The sequence below is a fragment of the Parafrankia soli genome (assembly GCF_001854695.1).
GTDB classification, from domain to species: domain Bacteria; phylum Actinomycetota; class Actinomycetes; order Frankiales; family Frankiaceae; genus Parafrankia; species Parafrankia soli.
The window spans coordinates 1-24645 of sequence record NZ_MAXA01000258.1 but is presented as its reverse complement, the minus strand read 5'-3'; the positions used below and the strand labels follow the sequence as shown (position 1 = coordinate 24645).

At 72.9% G+C, this 24645-nt stretch carries 16 protein-coding genes; 11 read left to right on the top strand and 5 right to left on the bottom strand.

Translation table 11 applies throughout. The features are described from left to right. The first annotated feature begins 133 nt into the window (after positions 1-133). The 6 genes from BBK14_RS30410 (at position 134) to BBK14_RS38600 (ending at position 9553) form a co-directional block, all read left to right on the top strand. Complete coding sequence (locus BBK14_RS30410; RefSeq protein ID WP_241831973.1) at positions 134-1945, top strand: FAD-binding oxidoreductase; 1812 nt, start codon at positions 134-136, stop codon at positions 1943-1945. A gap of 108 nt (positions 1946-2053) precedes the next feature. Further along, positions 2054-2422 (top strand): hypothetical protein, encoded by a 369-nt coding sequence (locus BBK14_RS30405; protein ID WP_071066603.1) that lies wholly within the window; start codon positions 2054-2056, stop codon positions 2420-2422. A 108-nt stretch (positions 2423-2530) separates the two neighbouring features. Continuing rightward, entirely contained in the window at positions 2531-3265 is a 735-nt protein-coding gene (locus tag BBK14_RS30400) for an SDR family NAD(P)-dependent oxidoreductase (RefSeq protein ID WP_071066602.1), read from the top strand. A gap of 534 nt (positions 3266-3799) precedes the next feature. Continuing rightward, positions 3800-5176: an LmeA family phospholipid-binding protein gene (locus BBK14_RS30395; protein WP_071066601.1), complete on the top strand. Its 1377-nt coding sequence runs from the start codon at positions 3800-3802 to the stop codon at positions 5174-5176. Positions 5177-5817: 641 nt separating this feature from the next. Continuing rightward, positions 5818-8337: an FHA domain-containing protein gene (locus BBK14_RS30390; RefSeq protein ID WP_071066600.1), complete on the top strand. Its 2520-nt coding sequence runs from the start codon at positions 5818-5820 to the stop codon at positions 8335-8337. A 292-nt stretch (positions 8338-8629) separates the two neighbouring features. Continuing rightward, positions 8630-9553: a hypothetical protein gene (locus BBK14_RS38600; RefSeq protein WP_157904366.1), complete on the top strand. Its 924-nt coding sequence runs from the start codon at positions 8630-8632 to the stop codon at positions 9551-9553. Positions 9554-10235: 682 nt separating this feature from the next. Here BBK14_RS38600 and BBK14_RS30380 read toward each other — a convergent pair. The 3 genes from BBK14_RS30380 to BBK14_RS30370 form a co-directional block, all read right to left on the bottom strand. Continuing rightward, entirely contained in the window at positions 10236-12404 is a 2169-nt protein-coding gene (locus BBK14_RS30380) for a protein kinase domain-containing protein (protein WP_071066612.1), read from the bottom strand. A 646-nt stretch (positions 12405-13050) separates the two neighbouring features. After that, entirely contained in the window at positions 13051-14013 is a 963-nt protein-coding gene (locus BBK14_RS30375; protein ID WP_071066598.1) for a chymotrypsin family serine protease, read from the bottom strand. A 243-nt stretch (positions 14014-14256) separates the two neighbouring features. Then, positions 14257-14634, bottom strand: a complete 378-nt coding sequence (locus tag BBK14_RS30370) for a hypothetical protein (protein ID WP_071066597.1) — start codon at positions 14632-14634, stop codon at positions 14257-14259. Positions 14635-14928: 294 nt separating this feature from the next. On the opposite strand from BBK14_RS30370, the gene BBK14_RS30365 reads away from it, so the two are divergent. Further along, positions 14929-16344 (top strand): hypothetical protein, encoded by a 1416-nt coding sequence (locus tag BBK14_RS30365; RefSeq protein ID WP_241831972.1) that lies wholly within the window; start codon positions 14929-14931, stop codon positions 16342-16344. Between the two features lie 188 nt (positions 16345-16532). On the opposite strand, the gene BBK14_RS30360 is transcribed toward BBK14_RS30365, so the two are convergent. After that, positions 16533-17747 carry an acyl-CoA dehydrogenase family protein gene (locus BBK14_RS30360; protein ID WP_071066596.1) on the bottom strand — a complete coding sequence of 405 codons (1215 nt, stop codon included), beginning with the start codon at positions 17745-17747 and terminating at the stop codon, positions 16533-16535. Between the two features lie 162 nt (positions 17748-17909). On the opposite strand from BBK14_RS30360, the gene BBK14_RS30355 reads away from it, so the two are divergent. From BBK14_RS30355 to BBK14_RS30340, 4 genes are all read left to right on the top strand, one after another. Further along, entirely contained in the window at positions 17910-18890 is a 981-nt protein-coding gene (locus tag BBK14_RS30355; RefSeq protein WP_083391353.1) for an alpha/beta fold hydrolase, read from the top strand. 118 nt (positions 18891-19008) lie between these two features. Then, a complete protein-coding gene (locus BBK14_RS30350) occupies positions 19009-19671 on the top strand; it encodes an HhH-GDP family DNA glycosylase (RefSeq protein ID WP_071066595.1) in 663 nt (220 codons plus the stop codon). A 78-nt stretch (positions 19672-19749) separates the two neighbouring features. Beyond that, positions 19750-20337, top strand: a complete 588-nt coding sequence (locus BBK14_RS30345; RefSeq protein ID WP_071066609.1) for a type 1 glutamine amidotransferase domain-containing protein — start codon at positions 19750-19752, stop codon at positions 20335-20337. A 379-nt stretch (positions 20338-20716) separates the two neighbouring features. Beyond that, a complete protein-coding gene (locus BBK14_RS30340) occupies positions 20717-23332 on the top strand; it encodes a HelD family protein (protein ID WP_071066608.1) in 2616 nt (871 codons plus the stop codon). On the opposite strand, the gene BBK14_RS30335 is transcribed toward BBK14_RS30340, so the two are convergent. Next, positions 23316-24425 carry an ABC transporter ATP-binding protein gene (locus BBK14_RS30335; RefSeq protein ID WP_241831971.1) on the bottom strand — a complete coding sequence of 370 codons (1110 nt, stop codon included), beginning with the start codon at positions 24423-24425 and terminating at the stop codon, positions 23316-23318. The two genes, BBK14_RS30340 and BBK14_RS30335, sit on opposite strands and share 17 nt — an antisense overlap. Positions 24426-24645: the final 220 nt, after the last annotated feature.

The window sequence follows — 24645 nt, the reverse complement described above, 5'->3', positions numbered from 1 at the left end:
GGGCGCTCCGCCCGCTCAGCCCTGACTGTGCCCGGGACGGGATCGTGTGACACTGTTACTCGAGTTGTCACAGCGTATCGACGATACCGCCTCGACCCCGGCGGAACGGATGCGAACGGATGAGGTGACGGCGATGACCACTGAGGCGACGACCCCGCCCCCCGGCGCTTCCCCCAGGCCGGGCGCGGGGAGTCCTGGGGACCAGAGCGTCCGTCCGGCACCGGGCCCGGGGGACACCACCCCGACCGCGCCCGCCGATCCGGTCTGGTGGGGGTGGGGCGCCGCGGCCGCGCACCACCCGCTGCCGGGCGCCGTCCGCGACCTGCTCGGCCAGCTGGGCATTCCGTCCCGCCCCAGCGCGCCGGTCGCGCTCGCCGACATCACGCTCCCGCCGGTCCGCCTGCCGGGCGAGGTGCTGGACGAGCTGCGGGCCGTGGTCGGCGCCGGCCATGTCCGGGATGACCGCGAGGCGCGGATCCGCCACTGCCGGGGCCGCTCCACCGTCGACCTGCTGCGGCTGCGGTCCGGGGACGCCTCCGACGCGCCCGACGCCGTCGTCGCGCCGCTCGATCACGACCAGGTCCTCGCGGTGCTGCGGATCTGTTCCCGCCACCGCGTGATCGTCGTCCCGTTCGGTGGCGGCACCTCGGTCGTCGGCGGCCTCACCCCCCGGCTCCCGTCGGGTCAGGCACCCGACGGCGCACCCCGGTGGCACGGCGCCGTCGCGCTCGACCTGCACCGGCTCGACGGCCTCCTGCGCGTCGACCAGCTCTCCGGGACGGCGGTGCTGGGCGCCGGCCTGCGTGGGCCCGCCGCGGAGGCGCTGCTCGCCGAGCATGGCCTGACCCTCGGGCACGTCCCGCAGTCGTGGGAGTACGCCACGATCGGCGGGTTCGCGGCGACCCGGTCGAGCGGCCAGGCATCGGCCGGCTACGGGCGGTTCGACCAGCTCGTCACCGGGCTGCGGCTGGCGACCCCGGTGGGGACGTGGCAGCCGGGGCGGGGGCCGGCGTCGGCGGCCGGTCCCGACCTGCGCCAGCTCGCGCTGGGCTCCGAGGGCGCGTTCGGGGTGATCACCGAGGTCACCGCGCGGGTGCGCCCGGCCCCGGCGCGGCGGCGGTACGAGGGCTGGCGGGTCACGGACCTGGCCACCGGCCTGGACCTGCTGCGCGAGCTGGCCCAGCGGGACCTGCTGCCCACCGTCCTGCGCCTCTCCGACGAACTGGAGACGGCCGCCGGCCTGGCCAACGCCGTCAGCGCGGGCACCGATGTCACCGCCGGTGCCGATGCCGCCAACGCGGCCGACGGCCCCGCGGGCGCCGATGCCGCCGCCGATGTCACCGCCTCGGGCGGGTGCTACCTGGTCACCGGGTACGAGGGGAGCGAGGACGAGGTGACCGGACGCGCCGCGGAGGTCCGCGCGGTCCTGAGGGACGCCGGCGCCAGCCCGCTCGGCGAGGACGTGGGACGGGACTGGGTCGCCGGCCGCTTCCACGCCCCATACCTGCGCGACGCGCTCCTGGACGAGGGCATCTTCGCCGAGACCCTGGAGACGGCCGGGTACTGGTCGACGATCCCGACGCTGTACGCGGCGGTCCGCGCGGCGGTGACCGGCGCGATCGAGTCCGACGGGTCGCCGGCCGTCGTTCTCTGCCACGTCTCGCACGTCTACCCGGCGGGGGCGTCGCTCTACTTCACGGTCGTCTGCGCCGAGGGCCCGGACCCGATCTCCCGCTGGGACCGGGCGAAGCGCGCCGCCGGAGACACGATCATGGCGAACGGTGGCACGATCACCCACCACCACGCGGTCGGCACGGACCACCGTCCCTGGATGCCCGCGGAGGTCGGCGAGGTGGGCGTCGCCGTCCTGCGCGCGGTGAAGGCCGTGCTGGACCCGGCGGGCATCCTCAACCCGGGTGTCCTCGTGCCGCCGCCGTCCGAGTAGCGCCGCCGTCCGGATACCGCCCACGGCCCACCGGGGTTGTCGATACCGGATCTCGCCGGGTAACGGGGCTTGGTGTGACGTCACGGACACATTGGGTATCGATCCAGGATGCAGACACTCGCCGCCGTCATCGTCGCCCTGGTGCTGATCTCGCTTCCCATCCTGGCCGTCGCGGCCGTGCTCGCGGTCGTTTACCGCCGGGCGGCGCCCATCCGAGCCGCGAACGCGATCCCCGCCGCCCGCCCGGCCGGCGGGGACGTGGTTGCCAGCCGTGCGGCATCCGGCGTCGGCCGGGCAGCCACCGGCGCCCGGCCGGTCGAGCGCCGTGGCGGCCGCCCGAAGCGGCCCCGCCGTCCACTGCTGTCGCGCCGCCGCCGCCGCACCAGCACCGCCAACCGCGCCGGGACCGGCAGCCGCACCGGCACTGCCAACCGCACCGACCGCGCCGGCAGTCGGACGTCGTCCAGCTCGCGTTGAGGGCAGTTCTGGCCGGCCCGGGCCGTCGGGGGTGATGATTCGGGCGCGACCTGGCCGAACCGGTCGCATCGCGACACGGGGGAGGACATCGCGCGTCAGGATGGGCACATGAACAACGGCACGGCCACCGGCCGGGAGCCGGCGCCGCCGACCCGCGGGCTGATCGTGGTGGGGCCGGGTGCCGCCTTCGGCGGCCCGCTGCTGCGCCGGTTCGCCGAGGAGGGGTTCGCGCTCGGCGTGCTCTCGCGCTCCTCCGACACGGTGGCCCGGATTACCGCCGAGCTCGCCGCGGACGGCCACGACGTCACGGGCGCGGTCGCCGATGTCACCGACCAGGCGGCCTTCGGGACGGCGACGCAGCGGCTCGCCGCCGCGATCGGTGGGCTGACCGTGCTGGTCTACAACGCCAAGCTGAGCATCCGTGGCACCGCGTTCTCGGTGCGGGCGGACTCCATGAACCAGACTCTCGCGGTGAACGTGACCGGGGCGCTGACCGCTGTCCAGGCGGCGGTGCCCCTGCTGGTGGACCGGCCGGGCGCCACCGTCCTGCTGACGGTCGCGGGCACCCGCAGCGAGCCGGCGGCGGGGCGTTTCGCGCTCGCGGTGGGCAAGGCCGGCCTGGCGGCGATGGGCGGGGCGATGGCTCCCGGGCTCGCCGCCCAGGGCGTTCGCCTGCGCACGGTGGTGCTCGACGGCCGGGTCGGGCTGTCCGGGCCGTTGCTGCCGGAAGCCGTCGCCGATCACTTCTGGCACGCGTTCGCGGCTCCGGGCGGGACGGCGTTCCGCCTCGCCGCCCCACCGCGCCGGCGCCGCGGCGCCGCCCAGCTCCCGCTGGAGGTCTGACCTGACGATGCCGCCGGCGGCCCGCAGGCCCCGCTCGGCCCCGCCCGGCTCGGCCGGACATCGCCGGTTCTGGCGGCACCGTCCGGCTCGGGTGGACAACGCACGGAAAACGGATCGAACGGGGCACTTCGCCGCGAGTCATGGAACAGCGCGTCACCGACGAATGTCCGGGTCGGTAATCCGACACGTACACAACACAGGTGATCGGACCCGACACCGCTGTCCAGCCGCCCCACGTGCGACCATCTTTTGATGGGCCGACGGTTCGGACGGCGGCCCGGCCGGTCGAAGGCTCGTGGTCGAGTGCTTCGGCCGTCACCGTGCCGCCGACCGTCACCTCGTTTCCGCCGCCCGATCGGGCCCGTGCCGGCCAGGCACGGGGCCCCGGGGCTGTGGGGCGATGCGTGCGGGGCCGTGCCGCCGGCCGGGCCACGCCGATCGTTGATCGGGGCGGTGGACGACTCGACATGACCGACTGTGACACGGCGGCGCCACGCCGGAGGCCCTGACGTGGCGCGGAGCGGAGATGTTCCGGTGAACCACGGGCGCGGCGGGGACGGGCAGGAGCCCGCGGACGCCACCAATGTCATGCCCCCCGGGGGATCCGGCGGGGGCGAGGGCGGCACCAGGCCGACCCAGGACGTGCGGCGCCGCTCCCGGCCAGGAGCCCCGGCGGCCCCGCCGCCACCCGCGGACGCGTTCCGCCCGGCCGGTCCGCCACCACCCGCGGACGCGTTCCGCCCCGGCCGTCCGGTGCGCCCTGCCGACGAGCAGCCGGAGCACGATCACGTGCCCCCGATGACGGAGCCCACGCTCGGCGGGGCCATCGACGCGGTCCGGCGCGGTGCCGGGGCCCCTGGCGCGGCGGCGCCCGCTCCGACGGCGCCCGTCGGGCCGGGTGACCTGTGGACGGGGCCGGCCTCCGGTCAGTCCCCGCGGCCCGGTGCGACCGGCCCCCAGTACGGCCAGCCTGGTCAGGCCGCGGGCACCTACACCGACAGCGGCGGCCATGTCCGCCCGGTGCCCGGGAACGGTAACTACGGGGAGGCCTACCCGGCCGCGTCCGACAGCGGGGGTCTGCCGGGCGGCCCCGGTGGTCCGCCGGGTGGCTCGGGCCCGGAGCCGGGCCCGGCGCCCGCTCGGCGGCGGCGCCGCGGGCGCATCCTCGCGATCGTCGTTGTGGTCCTCCTTGTGCTCTTCGTGGTGGGCGACCGGGTGGCGGTCGCGATCGCCAAGGACCAGATGGTCAAGCAGATCGAGGTCAGCGTCGCGGAGAGCCTGGAGCCCGGCGCGACTCCGCCGACGGTGAAGAACGTCACCATCGGCGGCTTCCCGTTCCTCACCCAGGTGCTGTTCGGAAAGTTCAAGGACATCGGCGTCACGATCGAGGGAATACCAACCCCCGGCCCGCGTATCTCGCAGGTCCACGCGAATCTCAAAGGCCTTCACGTACCGCTCGGCGACGCACTCTCCGACAACGTCGGCGAGGTGCCGGTGGACGACGTCCGGGCGACGGTTCGGATCAGCTATGACGACCTGAACACCTACCTCGCGAAGCAGGATCCGCCGGTTCAGGTCAACCCGGTGGACGGCGGTGACCGGGTCGAGATCTCCAGCCGGATCGACACCGGGTTTCTCGGATCGCAGGAGATCGGTGGCGTGACCACCTTCGAGGTTCAGGACAACGCGCTCACCCTCGTGCCGTCGGAGCTGTCGCTGAAGGGCGCGATCAACGCCAACATCCCGCTCCCCGCGGGTCTTCGGCTCGACTCGATCCCCATCCCGATCGCCGGACTGCCGTTCGACCTCAACATCGTCGCGGCGTCGACGGACGCCTCGGGCCTCTCACTCACCGCGACGGCCAAGGACGTCATCCTGCCGGCCGCCCCTCAGTCGGCTGGCGGGCAGTGACCCGCAAGATCGTGATAATTCGGGCGTATCGCCGCGTCGAGGGCTGGCCAGAGGCCCCGGCGCGGGGTCGTGGCCGCCGGGCCGCCCGGCGGCGCCGGGCGGTGGTGGGCCGCGGAGCTCCCGCGGGGGGGCGGCCACGGTGCCCCCCGCGGTGGCGTCCACGGGCACCATGGAGATCGCGGCGGAGGGGTGTCCGCGCGGGCCGCGGGCGCGTACGGTAGCGGGTCAGATCGGCGACAGAAGCTGCTCCCGGGTCTTCCGGACGGGCATTGTCGGTGGTGCACCGATCCCGTCCTCGTCGCCGGTGCTCGTGCCGGACTTGCCACACTCGGTCACAGCTCCGCTGCTGGCGAGATATGAAAGGCACCGGGAAGTGAACGAACGACGCGAGGAGGGTTAGAGGTGTCGGCTCCAGAAACGGCTGAAGCGGCCCGTTCGACGGCGCTCGCGTCACCCGGGCTGGATCAAGGTCGACACCCGACGCTACGATCTGCGGCATCCCGCAAGATCGGTCAAGGTAGTGAGGATCCACCGGTGGTGGCACCGTTGCCCGTCCCGTCCGGAGACCGATCCGGACGATGTGCAGAAGAGGATTTCGGCGGGGCATCCCGGCCTGCGTCCCGTCGTGAAGGGGGAGAGTCGTGCAGACGACGTATCTGAGAGTCGTCACCGAGGCCGGTGCCGCCACTGTGCCGGCAGGTGAGCAGTTCATCATCGGACGTGCTCGGACCGCGGACTACGTCATCGCCGACAGTCGCGTCTCCCGGCGGCACCTGCTGGTCGAGCAGACCGGATCGGGCTGGTCCGTCCGCGACATCAGCTCCAACGGCACCTGGGTCGACGGCCAGCGGATGCCCGAGTCGGTGAGCGTACAGGGCGAGGTCCGGTTCCGGCTCGGCACTCCCAGCGGGCCCGAGGTCGTGGTCATGCCCGAGTTCCCCGCCGCGCGCGGCGGGTTCGACGACGAGCCCGAGTACGACCCGGCCGGCTACGACATGCAGACGATGCTGCCCGGCTCCAGCGGCTACCAGCCCCCGCGGCCCACCGCCCCGACCCGGGGCCAGGGCGGCGGGCGCGGCTCGTCGCCGACCGGGCCGGCCGCCGGCGGCGGCGGCGGCCGTGGCGGCAGCGGCTACGACCCGGCACGGACGCCGTCCGGCTCGACGAGCCTGGATCAGGAGCACGAGCGCCGGACGACCTACCGGCTCCGGCAGGGCACGATGTCGCTGGGCCGGGCCCGCGACAACGACATCGTCATCACCGACCTGTTGGCCTCCCGCCGGCACGCCGAGCTCTACATCAACCGCAACGGGCTGCAGATAGCCGACCTCGACTCGGCCAACGGCGTCTTCGTCAACGGGCGCCGCATCAGCCGGGCGAACGTGAGCCAGGGCGACGTGATCGCCATCGGCCACCACGTCTTCCAGCTCGAGGGCGAGCTGCTCGTCGAGTACCTCGACTCCGGCGACGTCAGCTTCGAGGCCGATGCCCTGAACGTCTGGGCTGGCGAGAAGCAGCTCATGCACGACATGACCTTCAAGCTTCCCGGGCGTGCGCTGCTCGGCGTGGTCGGCCCGTCCGGTGCCGGCAAGTCGACCCTACTCAACGCGCTGACCGGGTTCCGCCCGGCGGACAAGGGCAACGTCCGCTACGCCGGGCGGGACATGTACTCCGAGTACGACGAACTGCGCCGCCGGATCGGCTACGTGCCGCAGGAGGACCTGCTGCACACGTCGCTGACCGTCCGCAGGGCGCTCGAGTTCGGCGCCGAGCTGCGGTTCCCGCCGGACACGACGAAGGCCGAGCGTCGGCAGCGGGTCGACGAGGTCCTCGCCGAGCTGGGCCTGACCGCCCACGCGAACACCCAGGTGTCGCGGCTGTCCGGTGGTCAGCGTAAGCGGACCTCGGTCGCACTGGAGCTGCTGACCAGGCCGACCCTGCTCTACTTGGACGAGCCGACGTCCGGTCTCGACCCGGGCATGGACAAGAACGTCATGGAGTCGCTGCGCAAGCTGGCGGACGACGGCCGTACGGTCGTCGTCGTCACGCACAGTGTCGCCCAGCTCGACCTCTGTGACTACGTGCTGGTCCTCGCGCCCGGTGGCTACGTGGCCTACTTCGGCCCGCCCGGCGACGCCCTGCCCTTCTTCGGCGCGAAGGACTACCCGGACGTCTTCCTCACCCTCGAGGCGACCCCGGGTGCCGAGTCGGCGGCCCGGTTCCGGCAGTCGCGGTACTACGTCCCGGCGTCGATCACCGCGCCGTCGGCGCGGCCGGCGCCCGAGGACCTGCCGTCCATCCGGCAGCAGTCGGTCATCTCTCAGCTCGTCACGCTGAGTCGACGGACGATGGCCGTCGTCGCCTCCGACAAGTCCTACCTACGCCTGATCATCGCTTTCCCGTTCCTTCTCGGGGCGATCCCACGAGCAATCCCCGGGGATCTGGTGGTGCAAGCGGACGGGCCCAACAGAGACGCCCCGACGGTCCTACTGGTCGTAACACTGTGTGCCTGTTTCATGGGCATGTCGAACTCGGTACGAGAAATCGTCAAGGAGAGACCGATCTATCGCCGAGAACGGGCGATCGGCCTATCCCGGACGGCTTATATCGGCTCGAAGGTCCTGGTTCTGACCCTGGTCACGACCCTGCAGGCCCTGGTGTTCACGACGATCGCCCTGGCCGGCCGCAAGATGGGTGAAGGGCTGTTCGGCTTCCCCTTCCTCGAGGCCGCGGTCGCCGTGATCGCGCTGTCGCTCGCCTCGGCCATGCTCRGCCTGGTCATCTCCGCGCTGGTCGACAACGCGGACAAGACCATGCCGCTGCTGGTGCTCATCACCATGGCCCAGCTGGTCTTCTCCGGCGGTCTGGTTCCCGCGGAGGGGACGGACGGCCTCGAGCAGGCCAGCTGGATCGCACCGGCCCGGTGGGGCTTCGCCGCCCTCGCCTCGGTGATCGACCTGAACAAGATCTCCGGCTTCGGCACTCCGATCAACCCGGACTTCCCGGCCGACCCGCTGTACGACTTCACGAGCACCCAGTTCCTGATCGACCTCGGTGGTGCCCTCGCGGTGGGCACCATCTGCGTGATCGTCACCTCGCTGCTGGTGCGGCGGATGGACCCGAAGACGGCGAAGCGCCGCCCGGCCGCTCCCGTCCGCTAGGCGCCACCGCCACCCCACCGCCAGCGCGGTCGCGGTCGCGGTCGCGCACACACGGCCCGCTCGAAGGGGCGGTGCCCACCCTCGACCAGGGTGGGCACCGCCCCTTCGGTGTTCCAGCCAGCCAGCCAGCCAGCCAGCCGGCCGGCCGGCCGGCCGGTGGACAAGCTCGTACGGGATCTGGTCGTCCACACCGGCGGCCGGGGCCGGCCGGCGTGCCGCGTGGCGGCGCAGACTCGGGCGCATGCCGGACGTTCACGACCGAGTCGTCGCCCTGGCCCGGAGGCAGGACGACATGATCACCCGTAGCCAGGCCCGCGGGCTCGGCCTGTCCGACGGGGCGATCGCCGCCCGCCGGCGGGCCCACGGCTGGCACACCCCGATCCGTGGCACCCTCGTCATCCCTCCGGTGCGCGACCGGGTGCGTGCCCATGCTCGGGCCGCGCTCGCGGCCGCCGGCGGGACGGTCTGCCTACTGACCGCGGCCCGGCTGCACGGGCTCCCCGGTCTGCCACCCCAGGGCACGACCGAGCCCGTCGACGTCGCCTTCCCGGGCGGGGCCGCGTTCCGCGGCCGGCGTGGCTGCCGGCGTCACTGCATGGAGCTGACGCCAGGCGAGACGACGGACCTCGCCGGCATCGAGGCGACAACCGCCCACCGCACGCTGCAGGACATCATCCTCCGCCTCGACCGCGCGATCTCCGTACCGATGCTGGACGCTCTCCTGCACCTCGGCTGGCCGAACGGTCGCGGTACCTCCGGGGCGGCTCTCGGCGCGGTGCGTCCCTCGCCCGACTTCGTGGACCTGAAGGAGGCGGTGCTGCGTCGCAACGACGCGGGTGAGGGGCCACCCGGCATCACCCGGTTATGGGACCTGGTGGACGGGCGCGCGGGCACCCCGCTGGAGTCGCGGGTGCGCCTGGCCCTGGCCGAGGCGGGCCTCGAACCGGAGGCGGTCCGGTGGGCGCCGCCCGGTCCGGCCACCGGCCGGGCCGGTGAGCGGGTACATCTCGCCTGGCCGTCGGCCGGGCTGGCGGTGCAGACCTACGAGCTCGCGGCCCCGCCGGCCCGGGAGCGGCAGACCGCCCACCGGAGCCGGTTACAGGCGCAACTGGCCGACCTCGGCATGAGCACCCTGTGGCTCACCTGGAGCGACCTGCACGATCCGAACCATCTGGCTTCGCGAATCCGGCGCCGCCTCGCCAGCTCCGGCCGGTGAGGTGTTCCTGACCAGGCCAGCCCGGGCAGGTGGCACTGTTCGCTCAGGGCTCCCCGCCGGAAAGCGTCCAGCAGGTCAGCACCACGGTCGTCATGAGCACTGAACCAGGAAGAACCGTGGCCATGCCGCCCTGGCCGAACCCGAACACTCCGCCCAGCAGAGCCCTGCCATGTCGCGTCTCACTCTCAGATCGGCCGCGACGGCCAAGACGACCGTCTTCATGTCTCATTTCGTTGGTGGCGTCAGGTCGGCGGATATCAGGTCGGTGAGCGCGGCGTCCTTCTCGGAGAATCGAAAAACGATTCACCGCAGCACTGCCAACGGCAGAGACGTCGGCAGCTCATGGAAGGAACCGGGCAGGGGACGAACCGGGCAGGGGACGGAGTGGGCTACGACCGGTCTTCGGGCTCGGACACGGCAACGCGCTCAAGGATGACCAGAGGTCTCCAGGGAAGGTCGACTAACACGGCGGGGCGCAACACAGCTCGCTTCGCCGACCAGACTTCCCGGCACACCGGGGTAAACGGTGTCGGTCCGCCATCGGGACCGCAAGTACCGCTGTCGAGGGGCTGAAACCAGAACCATCCCGAACAGCGCGATCGCCTGACGCTGTGTCTCGCGTCAGGCGATCATGCTGTTCGGGATGGAGGCGGTCCTCCCCGTGGGGAGGGGTGAGGCTTGGTCAGCCGCTCGCCCAGCGGATGTGGAAGCCTGCGGTGCTGGTGAGGAGACGGTCCGCCGCGGTCGTGTCCGCCGGGTCCGTGAGGTAGATCCGGCGGAGCGGCGTGCCCCGCTCGCCGGTGAAACTCAGGAGCTTTCCGTCGGGTGAGTAGGCCGGATCCTGGTCCCGCCCCGGCTCGGCGGTGACACGCTCCACTTGGGAGCCGTCGGTGTTCATCTGGTAGATCTCGAGGTCACCGTCGACCTCGCGGCTGAAGGCGATCCGCTTGCCGTCCGGGGAGAAGGTCGGGTCGGCGTCCCGGTTGCCCTGGCCGTTGGTGATCGGCGTCGGCTGGGAGTCGGGCCTCGCCGGGATCGTCACGATGAAGCCGCGGTCGCTCTCCGTCTCGGACGACCAGTAGGCGATGAGCTCACCGCTCGGTGACCAGGCCGGGTCGGTCGCCTGGGGCTTGGCGCCGAGGCGGAACAACCCGGAGCCGTCGAGCGAGACCACATACAGACCCGGGTTCGGGAATCCGGACTCATCGGTCGTCGACCGCACGACGAGGAACTTGCCGTCCGGAGACAGCGATGGCCGGGCGTCGTCGGCGATCGTCAGCTTCGCCGCGGGGCCGCTGGTGAACAGCTTCACCGGGGACCCCGATCCGTCCGCCGCCACCGCGTAGAGGGCGTTGGGCGAGCCCTTGCGGAAGAAGACGACCGTCCGGCGATCCTTGCTGATCGAGGGGAGCATGTCGTTCTCGGCCGCGGTGGTGATCGGCTTGATGTCCGCGAGCTCCCCCTGCGCGGGGGGAACGCGGCCTGTGAACAGGTCGTAGTTGCCGTTCTGGTCGCTGGCGAAGACCATCGTGTCGAGGTCGAGCGGGGTTGCCGCCTGCGGAATCCCCGACGCGGCCCCGCCGCTGGCGGGGGCTGACCCGCTGGACGCGGTGGAGCTGTCGTCGCTGTCGTCGCCGCCGCTGGTCGCGATCAGGGTCGCGGCGACGACCACCGCCGCGACCGCCGCCGCGGCGCCGACGATTACGGGCGTGCGGCGCTTCTTGGCTGACGCGCCGCCCGTGCCGCCCGTACCCGGAGTGTCGCCGCCCTGCGCAGGGGGCGTCGGGCCGCCTGCCTGGGGGTGGAAGCCGCCCTGGGCGCCCGGTCGGCTGCCGACGCCGGTCGGCAGCCTGGTGGGGGCCTCGGTGCTGCTGTAGCCGGCGGGGCCCTGGGTCCCGGCCGCGGTGGCCATCGTCGGGCCGTCCTCCCCCGGGCCGCTGCCGGGCACGGGCAGGTTCCAGCCCTGCAGGACGTTGGTGACCTCACGCGGGTCGATCGTGGCGTCGGCGTCCTCGCCGGAGTCACCGAGCAGGCGGAGCATGAGCTGCTGCGCGGTCGGCCGGGTGGTCGGGTTCTTGCGCATCGCGTGCCAGACGATGGGGTGCAGCGCCGGGTCGACGCCGTCGAGCCGCGGCTCCTCGTGCAACGCCCGGTAGAGCAGCACCTGCGCGTTGCCGTCCCCGAACGGGTAGCGCCCGGTGGCGGCGTAGGTCACCACACCGCCCCACGCCCAGATGTCGACGGCCGGGGTGACGGTTCYGCCCTCGATCTGCTCGGGGGACATGAAGGCGGGGGTGCCGAGCTGCTGGAGGTCACCGGTGAGGTTCGTGGCGGCGTCCAGCGCGCGGGCGATGCCGAAGTCGATGACGCGGGGCCCGAACGGTGAGAGCACGACGTTCGACGGCTTGAGGTCGCGGTGCACGATGCCGGCCCGGTGGATCGCGGTCAGCGCCGCCGCCACCCCGACGGCGAGCTGCTCGAGGTTGGCGTCGGCGAGCGGGCCGTTGCGGGCGACGAAACGCGAGAGAGTCTCGCCCTCGATGAACTCGGTCACCAGGTAGGGCTGGGGGGCGTCCGGGTCGGCGTCGAGGACCTCCGCGGTGCAGACCCGGGCGACCCGGCGAGCCGTCTCGGCCTCGAGCCGGAAGCGGGCGCGGAACTCGGCGTCGTCGGCGACGTCGGCGCGGATCACCTTGATCGCGACATAACGGCCCTGCTGTGACTTGCCAAGGTAGACCGTGCCCATGCCGCCCTGGCCGAGTTTGCYCAGCAACTGGTACGAACCGAGTTCACGGGGATCGTCCGCGCCGAGCGGAACGGTCCTCGCCGTCACACCGGCATCCGATGACATCGAGCCCACCCTCACCTGCCGTGGCGGGTCGAGTGCCTCATGTGAGGATCGCCGCCGTGTACCGGAGTCTGTTCACTATCGGTAGATCACTACCACAGAATTGGGTCCGAGCGCCATTCCCGCGAATCGGAAGAGAATCCTGTGCAGTCGGCATCACTGTATGCGGGGGCGGTGGTGAAAGCGCACCCCGCCCGGCTGTCTTTGGGCGGACATGCCCGCCGGCGCGGGGTCGGTGTCGGTGCTCCGACAATGCTGTGCGATTGTTCCGGGCGGCGTGCCCGCGCGGCAGCCCACCGGGACGGCCGCCGGCGGTGGGCGGGAACAGGTACCGGGCGGTGGGCGGGAACAGCCAGGTCCGGGCCGCCTCGACGGCCGGCGGAGCCACGTCGACAGCCCCGGACCCGGCGGGCCCCCGACCGTCGACGGTCTCCTGGCCGGAATGCCCGGCCCACCACCTCCTGTAACGCGTGCCTCGGATGCCTGTGTGTGCGCTGCCGGGCCGCGTGACGCCTGTCGTCCGGCGCGCGGCCGGTGGACGGGAAAACGGCGTTCCGGTAGGTGGTGGGCCTTGAAACGAGAGACCGGCCGGACCCGGGCGAGAGGAGTGTGCTCGGGGCCGACCGGTTCGTGAACAGGCGTGCGAGAACTATGTCACGATATGTACGTCGTAGCGTGCCGCGACGTTGTTCCACAGCTCGGCGTACGAGGTGGTTCCGTTACCCGCGATGACGTGCCCGCGGATGTGCTTGTCGGTGCCGCTGGTGGAGCCGACGAAGAACGGCGAGCCGGAGTCGCCGCCCTGTGGGAGGACACCGCCGGTGAAGGCGGCCACGGGCGACTTGCAGCCGCTGCTGGTGCAGACGGTGGCCGTGACGCTCTGCGCGGTGTGCCCGCAGTTCTCACCCGTCGTGCGGCCGCTGTGGCAGTAGTTGGTGAAACCGACGACGGGATTGCCGGCGCCGGCGACGTGGTAACCGGTGCTGCTGTTGACGCCGCCGCCGTAGATGAACGATCCGTACGACTGGCCGCCGAGCAGCTCCATGTCCTTGCTGGGCAGACCGTTGCCGCTGACGACGCCGAAGGTGCGGTTGCCCAGCTCCGTGACCTCGGTCGCGCCGTTGGGCGCGCAGTGCCCGGCGGTCACCTGGTAGCGGGTGTTCGCCGAGTTGGCGACGGTGTAGCCCGAGGAACAGATGGCCCCACCGGACCTGATCCCGGCGCCACCCCAGAATGCGGGGATGTCGTCGCGCCGGCTGAACAGGTCGGTGACCTTCCCCTTGCGGACCACGACCTGGCTCGCGTCCTTGCCGAGCAGCGCGGCCACGTCCCGCGCGGGCGCGTCGGTCTCGACGATGACCTTGCCCAGGTCGGGATCGGCGTAGACGCCGAAGGTGTAGGAGGTGCCCTTGGCCTGGACGAAGGAGACGACCTTCGACCCGACCGTGCTTGAGGTCGCGGCCAGATCGGCCGCGACCTGGTCCGTCGCGAAGGTGGCATCCGCGGCCGGAGCGGCCACCGCGTTGTCGACCGCGATGGTCGCCTTGCTGTCGCCTGACGAGTTCGCGGCGTACACCGGAATCGTGCTCGCGATCACGGTGAATCCGGCCATCGCCAGGCCGGCTCCGCCCCAGCGGAGCCTCGATCTAGAATTTCTCACCTATGTACTCTCCGAAAATCTGCAGAACGATTGTCGGATGCGTTCAGGTTGTCTGCCCACCTGGTGCATCTCTCTGAATCACTGGAGATCGTCGGCACAGTACCGAGGTGGTTCGGAGCGTCGATGTTTCGACGCCTGTCTCCTTCTTGACAAGGCAAGCCGCACAAACAGTGCGTTGTGCGGTGATGTCCGCGGCTAGTAGTCCTCGACCTTTTCCCGCCGGATCTGGACGAGATCTGCGTCGGCGCCGACGAGTTGGTCCGTCACGTTCGCGGGGGCGTCGGTCTCCAGGATGACCCGTCCTATCCCGGAATCGATGTAGACCCCGAAGGAGTACGAGGTGTCATGGGTCTGGGCATAGGACGTGACCCGGCGTTCTATTTCCGCCGAGACACGGCGTAGGTCTTCCGGGTCCGGGCGTGGTGTGGCATCTGTGTCGGCCGCGGGAGGGGAATCGGCCCCACCGCCCGGGCCGCGCACCGGACCGGGCTGGCACGCGGCTCCGGTCGCCGCCAGAACCGCGAGCAGAAAGCCGAGGCCACCGCGGCGGAAAATCGGCCTGAACCGTCCCATGGAATGTCCTCCTGCAGGTCGCCGGGGTGATGTCGGCACGGTGATTGTCGCCGCCCGGCGGCCCGCTTCGGCGCAGCGGCGGGCGCGGAGGGACCCGCCGGCCACGGACCGTTTCACCCGCCGCAGCCGCGCTGATCTGTCGGGTACCTGATGGTCTGGCCTGTTACACGCATGCCCGGGGTCTCTGTGCGGGTGCACCCACAGTTGTGCCATTCTCGGCTACGACATACCTCGCGCCCGGATGGGGTGGGCACGGCCGCGGTCGCGAGCGCCGACGACGAAAGGGCTGGACGCGTGCCGCGTTTTAGTCGGGCCACGGTGACCAGCGCGGTGCTCGCCGTCCTGGCGCTGATCACCGCGGTGACGCTCGTCACGCTCGCCGCCGTCCGTGATGATCCCGCCGCGTACGCGGCCGGCGGGCCCGGTGACGGCGGGAACGGCGGTGCCGGGAGCGGCGATCCCATCGGCCCCCGCTGGGGTTTCCTGCGCTCCGACGTCGTGTCGCCCGCGGCTCCGCTGGAGCCCCCCGACTCCGCCGCGGCCGGGAGCTGGCAGGTCGTCGACGCCCTGGCCGAGGCCCGACCGGTGATCTCCCGTACGGCCGTGGGCCGGTACAGCGTGGTTTTCCCCGGCCTGGGCGTGTCGCGGCGGCGCGGAGTCGCCCTGGCGACCGCGATCGGCGGGCCCGCCGCGGCCGGCCGAACCGGCACCGGCCCGAACCCAGCCACGACCGGCGCCGCGGATGCCGACGCCGACGCGCCGTCCGGTGCCGTCACCGACGCGGCCGCGCCGGCCCACTGCCACATCGTCGACTGGGACGCGGTGGCGCCACCACCGGGCGAGCCCGGCGCGGTGACCGGCGCGCGATCGGCGTCCGGGCCGCCCGGGCGGCTGGACGAGCGCGTCAACCTGGCCTGCCGCCGTCCGTCCGGTGACTTCGTCGACTCCCGGTTCAGTCTTCTGTTCACCTACGCACCCGAGGGCCACCGTCCATCGGTCGGGGATCCTCCATATGCGTACGTGCACCTCGACCAGGGCGGCCGCGCTGACTCCCGGCCCCGCGACGCCTACAGCGTGTCCGGGCCCGGCATGGTCCAGGTCCACCGTCTCGGCACCGGCCGCTATGCCGTCGACCTGGTCGGGTCGGAGTTCGTCCGCCCCGGGAACAACCTCCAGGTCAACGCGGCTGGTACCTCCGCCGCCGGGTGCAACGTCCTCGGCCGGGAGGTCAAGGCCGACCGGCAGTCCGTCCTGGTCGGCTGCGCCGACGGCACGACGTTGGYGGACACCCCGTTCGTCCTGCTGTACACCGACCGGAACGCGCTGGTGCCGACCGGCGCGAGCGACTTCGCGCAGTTGTTCACCGGCATTGTCCGCGACGGCGGACCCCTCGAGCCGGCGCCGCTCGGGGACCCGGTCGACGCCTGGGCGCGCTACTCGGCGAACAGCGCCGGGTCGGTCAACACGGTGCGGCGCACAGGAGTCGGCGTCTACGAGGTGGTCCTTCCCGGCGTCGCCGGGACGCCCGACCACCTCAGCGTGACCGCCTACGGCGAGCCGACCTCGAGGTGCTCGGTGGACAACTGGACGTCGGGCTTCAAGCCGAACGACGTGACCGCCACCGTCCGGTGCGTCGACGGGTCGGGCCGCCCGGTCGACAGCCACGCGAGCGTGGCCTATGTCAGCGCGGCGAACCTCACCGGCGGCTGACGCGCCCCCGGCCGGACCACCAGACGCAGTCGATGCCCCCGACATCGCCCCCGTTACCGCGTCGGCGGTCCGGCCTACGCCAGATTGAAGACTGCTTCACGTCGGCAGACCCCGTATGTTGCCGGGATTCCGCGACTCAATCCGGTAAATCCGTGCGCCGTGCGGCTCCGACCGCCGCCATCCGCGGATCAGGAGAGGCGCATTCCGGAGATGGCCCGCGCGACCACGAGCCGCTGGATCTCCGAGGTCCCCTCGAAGATGGTGTAGATCTTGGCGTCGCGGTACATGCGCTCCACCGGGTGCTCGCGGCTGTAGCCGGCGCCGCCGAGGATCTGCACCGCCTTCTCGGTCGCCCACACCGCGACCTCGCCGGCCTTGAGCTTCGACATCGAGCCCTCCCCGGCCTCGAAGCGCCGCTCGTTGCGGCCCATCCACGCGGCGCGCCAGATGAGCAGGCGGGCCGCGTCGATCTCCATCCGCATGTCGGCCAGCGCGAACGCGACGGCCTGGTTGGTGATGATCGGACGTCCGAACTGCTCGCGGTGGCGGGCATAGTCCAGCGCGTACTCGTAGGCGGCCCGGGCGATGCCCACCGCCTGCGCGCCGACCGTGGGGCGGGTCATCTCGAAGGTCTGCAGGGCGCCCTGGCCGGCGGAGCGGGAGCCCTCGCGGGCGCGGGCGAGCCGCTCGTCCAGCTTCTCCTTGCCGCCGAGCAGGCACCGGCCGGGCACCCGGACGTCGTCGAGGAAGACGTCGGCGGTGTGCGAGGCCCGCAGGCCGAGTTTCTTGATCTTCCTGTTCCCGGTCAGCCCGGGGGTGCCGGGCGGGACGACGAACGCGGCCTGGCCGCGGCCGCGCAGCGTCGGGTCGACCGAGGCGACGACCACGTGGACGTTCGCGATGCCGCCGTTCGTGATCCACGCCTTCTGGCCGTTGATCACCCATTCGTCGGTCGCCTCGTCGTAGCGGGCACGGACCCGCATCGACGAGACGTCCGAGCCGGCCTCGGGCTCGGACACGCAGTACGCGGCCACCTTCGGGTCGGCGGCGTCACCGAAGCACTGGGGCACCCATTCGCCGAGCTGGTCGAACGTGCCGGCCGACGCGATCCCGGCGACCGCCAGCGACGTTCCCATGATCGACATTCCGATGCCCGCGTCGCCCCAGAACAGCTCCTCGGAGAGGAGCGGCAGGCCCAGGCCGGTCTCCTCGGCCCACAGCGTGGCCAGCGTGTCGAAGTTGTAGAGGCCGATCTTGGCGGCCTCCTGGATCACCGGCCAGGGAGTCTCCTCCCGCTCGTCCCACTCGGCCGCCGCCGGGCGGACGACGTCCGCGGCGAAGCCGTGCACCCACCGCCGCAGCTCAGTCTGCTCGTCGGTGAGGTCGAGGCTGAAGCCGCTCATGGGTTCCTCTCGTTGCCCCGGCCGTCCGGATCGTTGCCCCGGCCGTCCGGACCGGTACGTGTCGCGCCGATGGGTCCTACATTCTCCCTTGACGATCCGTCGGCCGCCGCGTCGGGCGGTGCCGGGCGGTCGAACAGGCGGTGACGAGAGCGAGGCGGGATCATGGCCGATCTGCCGAACATCAACAGCACGCTGGACGCCGAAGAGCACGACCACAACCACGACCAGGCTTACGAGCGCGACGACTACGACGAGTTCGGGCTGCTCCACGAGAACGCCGAGGAGCTGGGCATCCCCCATCAGGGCCGGCCGGAGGTCACCCGCGGCCACGTGGAGGTCGAACCCGGGCGGCGGTTGAGCCACATCCGATGGGGGACGGCCGACCCGGAGATCGTGTTCCTGCACGGCGGCGGTCAGAACGCCCATACCTGGGACTCGGTCGCGCTGGCCCTCGGCCGGCCCGCGATCGCCTTCGACCTGCCCGGTCACGGCCGGTCGTTCCGGCGTCCGGACCGGAACTACGGCCCGTGGGCGAGCGGCGCGGCGGTGGCGACGGCGCTGGGTGAGCTGGCGCCGAACGCGGCGGTCATCGTCGGCATGTCCCTCGGGGGCGCCACCACCATCCACCTCGCCGCGACCCGGCCCGACCTGTGCCGGCGCGCGGTCATCGTGGACGTCACCCCCCAGTCGGCCGACCGGAGCCGGGCGATGAACACCGCGGAGCGCGGCGCGGTGGCACTGGTCGGCGGCCAGCCCACCTACGACTCGTTCGAGCAGATGGCCGACGCGGCGGTCCGGCTCAGCCCGAACCGGCCGGCCTCGGGCGTTCGCCGCGGTGTGCGGCACAACGCCTACCAGCGCGCCGACGGCCGGTGGGCGTGGCGCTACGACCTGGGCGGCCCCGGCGCGACGACCGAGGTGACCGGCATGGACAGCCTGTGGGAGGAGGTGGACACGATCACCGTCCCGCTACTGCTCGTGCGCGGGGCGCTGTCCCGGTTCGTCCATGATGACGACGTCGAGCAGTTCCACCGCCGTCTGCCGGCGCTGCGCTCCGTCGTGGTGGACGGCGCCGGCCACGCGGTGCAGAGCGACCGCCCGCACGAGCTCGTCCGCCTGATCCGGGAGTTCGCCTTCGCCTAGCACGCCGGTGATTCCGACCGCGGGCCGCCGCGGGCCGCCGCGGTGCCGGCCCTTGCGCTGGCGCGGCGCCGGCAGGCGGCCCGGGAGTGCGGGGGACCGTCGCGGGTAGCCCAGTCTCATGGCTGGAACTGACACCGGTGCGATCGTGCGTGAGCTGCTCGCCCGGCACGGCCGCACGTACGCCGAGGAGATCGACGTCGACGTCCCCGCCGACACGGCTGAGTCGATGTTCGGACTGCTGGTGTTCGCGCTGCTCGCGAGCGCCCGCATCCGCACGCCGATCGCCGTCGGCGCGTTCCGTGCGCTGCGTGAGCAGGGGTGGACGTCCGCGGCCGCCCTGGGTGAGGCGTCGTGGGCGGACCGGGCCCGCGTGCTCAACCGCAGCGGGTACGCCCGCTACGACGAGAGCACCTCGCGCACGTTCGGCGACGCCTGCGCCTACCTGCTCGACACCTACGACGGCGACATCCGGCGCCTGCGCGACGCGGCGGAGCGCACCCCGGACCGTGAGCGGGTCCTGCTCCAGAAGATCAAGGGGATAGGGCCGGTCGGCGCGGACATCTTCCTGCGCGAGGCCCAGGCCGCCTGGGACGAGCTGGTGCCCTACGCGGACCAGCGGGCGCTGGCGGCGGCGGCCGAGCTGGGCCTGCCGACCGACCCGCGGGACCTGAGCGACCTCGTCGAACGCGAGGACGTACCGCGCCTCGTCGCGGCGCTGGTACGCACCCGGCTCGAGCACGACGCCGACGACGTGCGGCAGGCGGCGGCCCCCGGCGGGTGACGGCCTCGGCACCACGGACAGGCTGCCCGGGACCGGGGCCCAGGCCGCTGAACGGACCTCAGCGAGGGAGTGAACAGCATGACGAATCTCGGTCATGACGCGGGCCGCCGTGCGGACACCGCGCGCCAGGTCGCGTTCCTCACCGCGAAGGAAGGCGTTGAGCAGGTCGAGCTGACCGGACCCTGGCGGGCCGTGCGCGACGCCGGGTTCACCCCGGTCCTGGTCTCGACGGAGGAGGGGACGGTCCAGGCGTTCCACCATCTCGACCGCGCCGACACCTTCCCGGTGGACGCGACGGTCACCGGCGCCGACCCGGGTGACTTCGACGCGTTGGTGCTTCCCGGCGGGGTGGCCAATCCGGACACTTTGCGCTGGCAGCCGGGCGTCGTGCCGTTCGTCCGGACCTTCTTCGACCGTGGTCTTCCAGTAGCCGTGATCTGCCACGGCCCGTGGACGTTGATCGAGGCCGACGTCGTCCGGGGCCGGCGGGTCACGAGCTGGCCGAGTCTGCGGACGGACCTGCGCAACGCCGGTGCCACCTGGGTTGACGACGAGGTCGTGATCTGCCGGTCGGGGCCCAGTCCGCTGATCAGCAGCCGGCGGCCGGGTGATCTGCCGGCTTTCGAGTCCGCGCTCGTCGGTGAGCTGGCACCGGCGCACGTCTGAACGCGGACCGGCGGGCTCCGCCGCGCGGCGGGCACGGCGACCGTCACCCCGGCCGTCGGCCGCGCGGCGCCGAGCTGGACGTAGCCTGGGTGGCCGAGGAGAATCCGCGCTCGATCCGTCCACCGGCAGCCGCGTGCCGTCCTTCGGGGTCGGCTGGTGCCGGGCCAGCGTTGGCCCGGCGACCTCCCGGGGAGCGGCCGGCGCCGTGGCCGGCGAAGGCACCCGTCCGGGAGACGCGGCAGGTCGACAGCGGGACACGTCGTGGTGTGCGCTTCGGCGGGCGGGATGATCCGGGTGTGGTGGGCTGTTGGCGCCCGTGTACCCGCACCGGGACCTCCTCCCGACCCGCCTCCCGCCACCCGACCCGAAGGGACATCCGGTGCCGACGACACGTGACGGAGAGCTCGCCCGTGAGCAGGCCTACGTCGACACCCTCTACGGCCGGCTGGACGAGGTCCGGGAGACCACCAAAGGACAACTCCGACAGGTGCTGCTCGAGGCTGGCACCGGCACGCCGCAGTCGATCGTGGAACGCGACGTGTTCGCCGCGACGCATGCCGACCGACTGGCCCGGCTCGACGCCGCCGAGGGGCGGCTGTGCTTCGGCGCGATGGACCACGCGGCCGGGGGGCGCACCTACATCGGCCGGATCGGGCTGACCGACCAGGAGCAGGAGCCGATCCTGGTCGACTGGCGGGCGCCCGTGGCCACCGCGTTCTACCAGGCGACCATCGCCGATCCGCGTGGCCTGACCCGCCGCCGCCACCTGCGCACCCGCGGTCGGCGGGTCACCGGCCTCGCCGACGACCCGCTCGACCCCCGCGCCTACCTCGCGCAGGCCGGCGCCGCCGACGGGGCTTCGGGGGCCGCCGAGGGCGATGCGGCCCCCGAAGCCGGCGCGGGCGCCGAGGCCGGGTTCGGCGCGACCGGGGACACGATGCTCCTCGAGGCGCTGTCCGCCCCGCGCACGGGCCGGATGCACGACATCGTCTCGACGCTGCAGGCCGAACAGGACAGGATCATCCGGGCGGCGGCGAACGCGGTGCTGGTGGTCGACGGTGGGCCGGGCACCGGCAAGACCGCCGTCGCGCTGCACCGTGCCGCATATCTCCTCTACACCGATCGCGACCGGCTCGTCCGGTCCGGGGTGCTCGTGGTCGGCCCCAGCCCCGTCTTCCTCCGCTACATCGAGCAGGTCCTGCCCTCCCTCGGTGAGACCGGAGTGGTGTTCGCGACCCCGGGACGGCTCTTCCCCGGTGTGGACGCGACCGGCGAGGACCAGGTCGCCGCCGCGTCCCTCAAGGGCGACGCACGGATGGCCGACGTCATCGCCGGCGCGGTCCGGGACCGCCAGCGGGCACCCGGCCGAGGGGTGCGGATCCGCCACGACGAGCACGACCTGCACCTGGACCGCGACACCATTGTCCGGGCCAGGACCCGGGCCCGCCGCAGCCGCCGCCCGCACAACTCCGCGCGCCGCGTGTTCATCCGCGAGCTGCTCGGCGCGTTGACGAACCAGGTGGTCTCCCGGTTGCCCGGTGGCCTCTTCGAGCCCGAGGAGCGCTCGGAGATCACTTCAGATCTGTGGGCGGACCCCGGCGTGCGGCGGGCCCTGAACGACCTGTGGCCGCTGCTCACCCCGGCCCGCCTGCTGGCCGACCTGTACGCCTCGCCGGAGCTCCTCGCCCGGGCCGCCGGTACCCGGCTCACCGCCGAGGAACGCGCCCTGCTGCGGCGCGAGGGCCCGGCGGACGCGCCGGCGCGGCGCTCCGGCGAAACCCGCTCCGCCGAAACCGGCCGGATCCGCTGGACTCCGGCGGATGTCGCACTGCTGGACGAGGCCGCGGAGCTGCTCGGTGACCCGGAGGAGGCCGCCCGCCTCGACGAGGCGCGCCGCGCCGCCGCCGAGCGCGCGGCCGAGCGGGAGTACGCCCGCGGCGTGCTGGAGATGCTCGGCCTCGACGACCGGCTCGACGCCGACACGGTCGCCGAGCGCTGGACCGCACCCCGCCAGCGCCGCGGCGCCGCCGAGTACGCGACCGGGGACCGGACCTGGACGTTCGGCCACCTCATCGTCGACGAGGCCCAGGAGGTCTCGCCGATGCTGTGGCGCCTGCTTTGGCGGCGCTGCCCGGGGCGCACCGCGACGCTCGTCGGGGATCTCGCCCAGGCGGCCCGCCCGCGGCCGCCGGAGAGCTGGGGCGAACTGCTGGGTCCGGCTGTCGGCGCCCACTACACCGTCGAGCGGCTCACCGTGAACTACCGTACCCCCAGCGAGATCATGGACGTCGCGGCCGACGTGCTGACGGCGGCCGATCCCACGGCCGCGCCGCCCCTGTCGGTCCGCTCCGCCGGCCGGCGCCCGGACGCCGTCCGGATACCGTCCGCCGACGAGGCGCTCCTGCGGGGCGTGGTCGACGAGTCCGTGCGGGCCGCGGGCGAGGCGGCCGGGGGGCGGGTCGCCGTGATCTGCCCGCCGGGGCGGACCGCGGCGATCCGGGCCGCCCTGCGCGCTGCCGTGCCCCAGCTCGCGCTGCCGAGGCAGCCCGACGACCCGGACGACCGCCCGACCGGGACCCGGGAGCCGGCGGAGGCGGACCTGCTGCTGGACGCGCCCGTCGCCGTCCTCACCGTCGCGGAGTCCAAGGGCCTCGAGTTCGACGCGGTGGTCCTCGTCGAACCGGCCGAGATCCTGGCCGGCCCGACCCGGGGCCTGGCGGATCTCTACGTGGCGCTGACCCGGGCCACCCGCGTGCTCACCGTGGTGCACACCGGGGAGCTCCCGGGCGTCCTGCATCGGATGCCGGTGCGCGGTGGCCCGGCGACACCCGAGGCCGGCGCTGCCCCGAGGGCGACCAGTCGCACCGAAGCCGAGGCCCACACCGCCCACGCCCACACCGACATCGATGACACCGACGATGCCGACGACACCGACACCGATGCCGGTCTCGGTGACCCGGTGGTCGGAGGCCGCCAGCTCAACCTGCTGTGGTGACCTCCTTCCGGAGCTGGCGGTGGTACAGGCGCGCGTAGGCGCCGTCGGCCTGGATCAGCTCGGCATGGGTGCCGTGCTCGACCACGGAGCCGTCGCCCATCACGTAGATGCGGTCGGCGTCGACGATCGTGGACAGCCGGTGCGCGATGACTATGCGGGTCCGCCCCGCCCCGAGGCGGGCCAGCGCCTCCTGGACGGTGTGCTCGGTCGCCGCGTCAAGCTGGGAGGTCGCCTCGTCCAGGATGAGTACCGGCGGGTCGGAGATCAGGACCCGGGCGAGCGCGAGGCGCTGGCGCTCCCCGCCCGAGAGCTGGTAGCCCCGGGCACCGACCTTCGTCCGGATGCCCTTGGGTAGCCGCTCCAGCATCGGGCCGAGGCCCGAGTCGACCACCGCCGCGGTGATCGCCTCGTCGGTGGCGCCGAGCTGTCCGTAGCGGACGTTCGCGGCGATCGTGTCGTTGAACAGGTGCGGGTCCTGCGGGACGACTCCGATCGTCGCCCGCAATGCGCTCCAGGTGAGGTCGGCGAAGTCCGTGTCGTCGCGCAGGAGGCGGCCGCGGTCGGGGCGGTGCACCCCGGACAGGAGGTAGCCGAGCGTCGTCTTGCCCGCGCCGCTCGCTCCGACGATCGCCGTCTTCTCGCCGGCCCCGGCGGTGAGCCGGACATCGCGCAGGGCCCAGCGGCCCGCGGGGCCGGACTTCCCGGCCTGGGCGGCCTCACCCGAGGCCGCCTGCTCGGGTTCCTGGTCCTCGTCCTCCTCATCGTCCGCGACGTACCACCACCGGCGGCGCACGTCTCGGCCGGCGGCGGACCAGGCGTTCTGCCGGCCTCCGGCATAGCGGAACCACACTCCGTCCACCACGATCTCGGGCGCGCGGACGGTGGGCGCGCTCGCCTCGGCCGGTGCCGTGCCGCTCCCCGCGGCCGGCGCGCCCGCGCCCGGCCCGGTGGCCCCACGGGGAGCCGGAACCCCGACCAGCCCGGTGCTCGACTCCGCCGCCCCGGCCGCCCCGGCCGCCGCGGACCTGCCCGGGGCCGGCCGGCCCGCCGGCCCGGTGGTGGTGGTGGTGGGGAGGTCCCGCGGGTCGGGCACCAGGTCGAGCAGCCCGAAGATCCGGTCGAAGGCGACACCGGCCTCGATCAGGTCGGCCCGGCTCTCGGCCAGGCCGGTGACCCATGAAACGTAGCGCGCAGGCCCCGTCCTTCAGGGCGGGGTTAGCGCGTCGACTCCGCCGTCGGGGTGACAGTCGAATGATGTATTCTGCCGGTCGTGGGGAGTCGGGTTGTGAAGCGGGCCTACAGGTACCGCTTCT

Coding starts and splice junctions, on each gene's coding strand:
- BBK14_RS38600 (WP_157904366.1), top strand. CDS start 8,630: ATGATCACCCGTAGCCAGGCCCGCGGGCTCGGCCTGTCCGACGGGGCG.
- BBK14_RS30375 (WP_071066598.1), bottom strand. CDS start 14,013: ATGGCCGGATTCACCGTGATCGCGAGCACGATTCCGGTGTACGCCGCG.
- BBK14_RS30350 (WP_071066595.1), top strand. CDS start 19,009: ATGGCTGGAACTGACACCGGTGCGATCGTGCGTGAGCTGCTCGCCCGG.
- BBK14_RS30370 (WP_071066597.1), bottom strand. CDS start 14,634: ATGGGACGGTTCAGGCCGATTTTCCGCCGCGGTGGCCTCGGCTTTCTG.
- BBK14_RS30410 (WP_241831973.1), top strand. CDS start 134: ATGACCACTGAGGCGACGACCCCGCCCCCCGGCGCTTCCCCCAGGCCG.
- BBK14_RS30400 (WP_071066602.1), top strand. CDS start 2,531: ATGAACAACGGCACGGCCACCGGCCGGGAGCCGGCGCCGCCGACCCGC.
- BBK14_RS30355 (WP_083391353.1), top strand. CDS start 17,910: ATGGCCGATCTGCCGAACATCAACAGCACGCTGGACGCCGAAGAGCAC.
- BBK14_RS30405 (WP_071066603.1), top strand. CDS start 2,054: ATGCAGACACTCGCCGCCGTCATCGTCGCCCTGGTGCTGATCTCGCTT.
- BBK14_RS30360 (WP_071066596.1), bottom strand. CDS start 17,747: ATGAGCGGCTTCAGCCTCGACCTCACCGACGAGCAGACTGAGCTGCGG.
- BBK14_RS30345 (WP_071066609.1), top strand. CDS start 19,750: ATGACGAATCTCGGTCATGACGCGGGCCGCCGTGCGGACACCGCGCGC.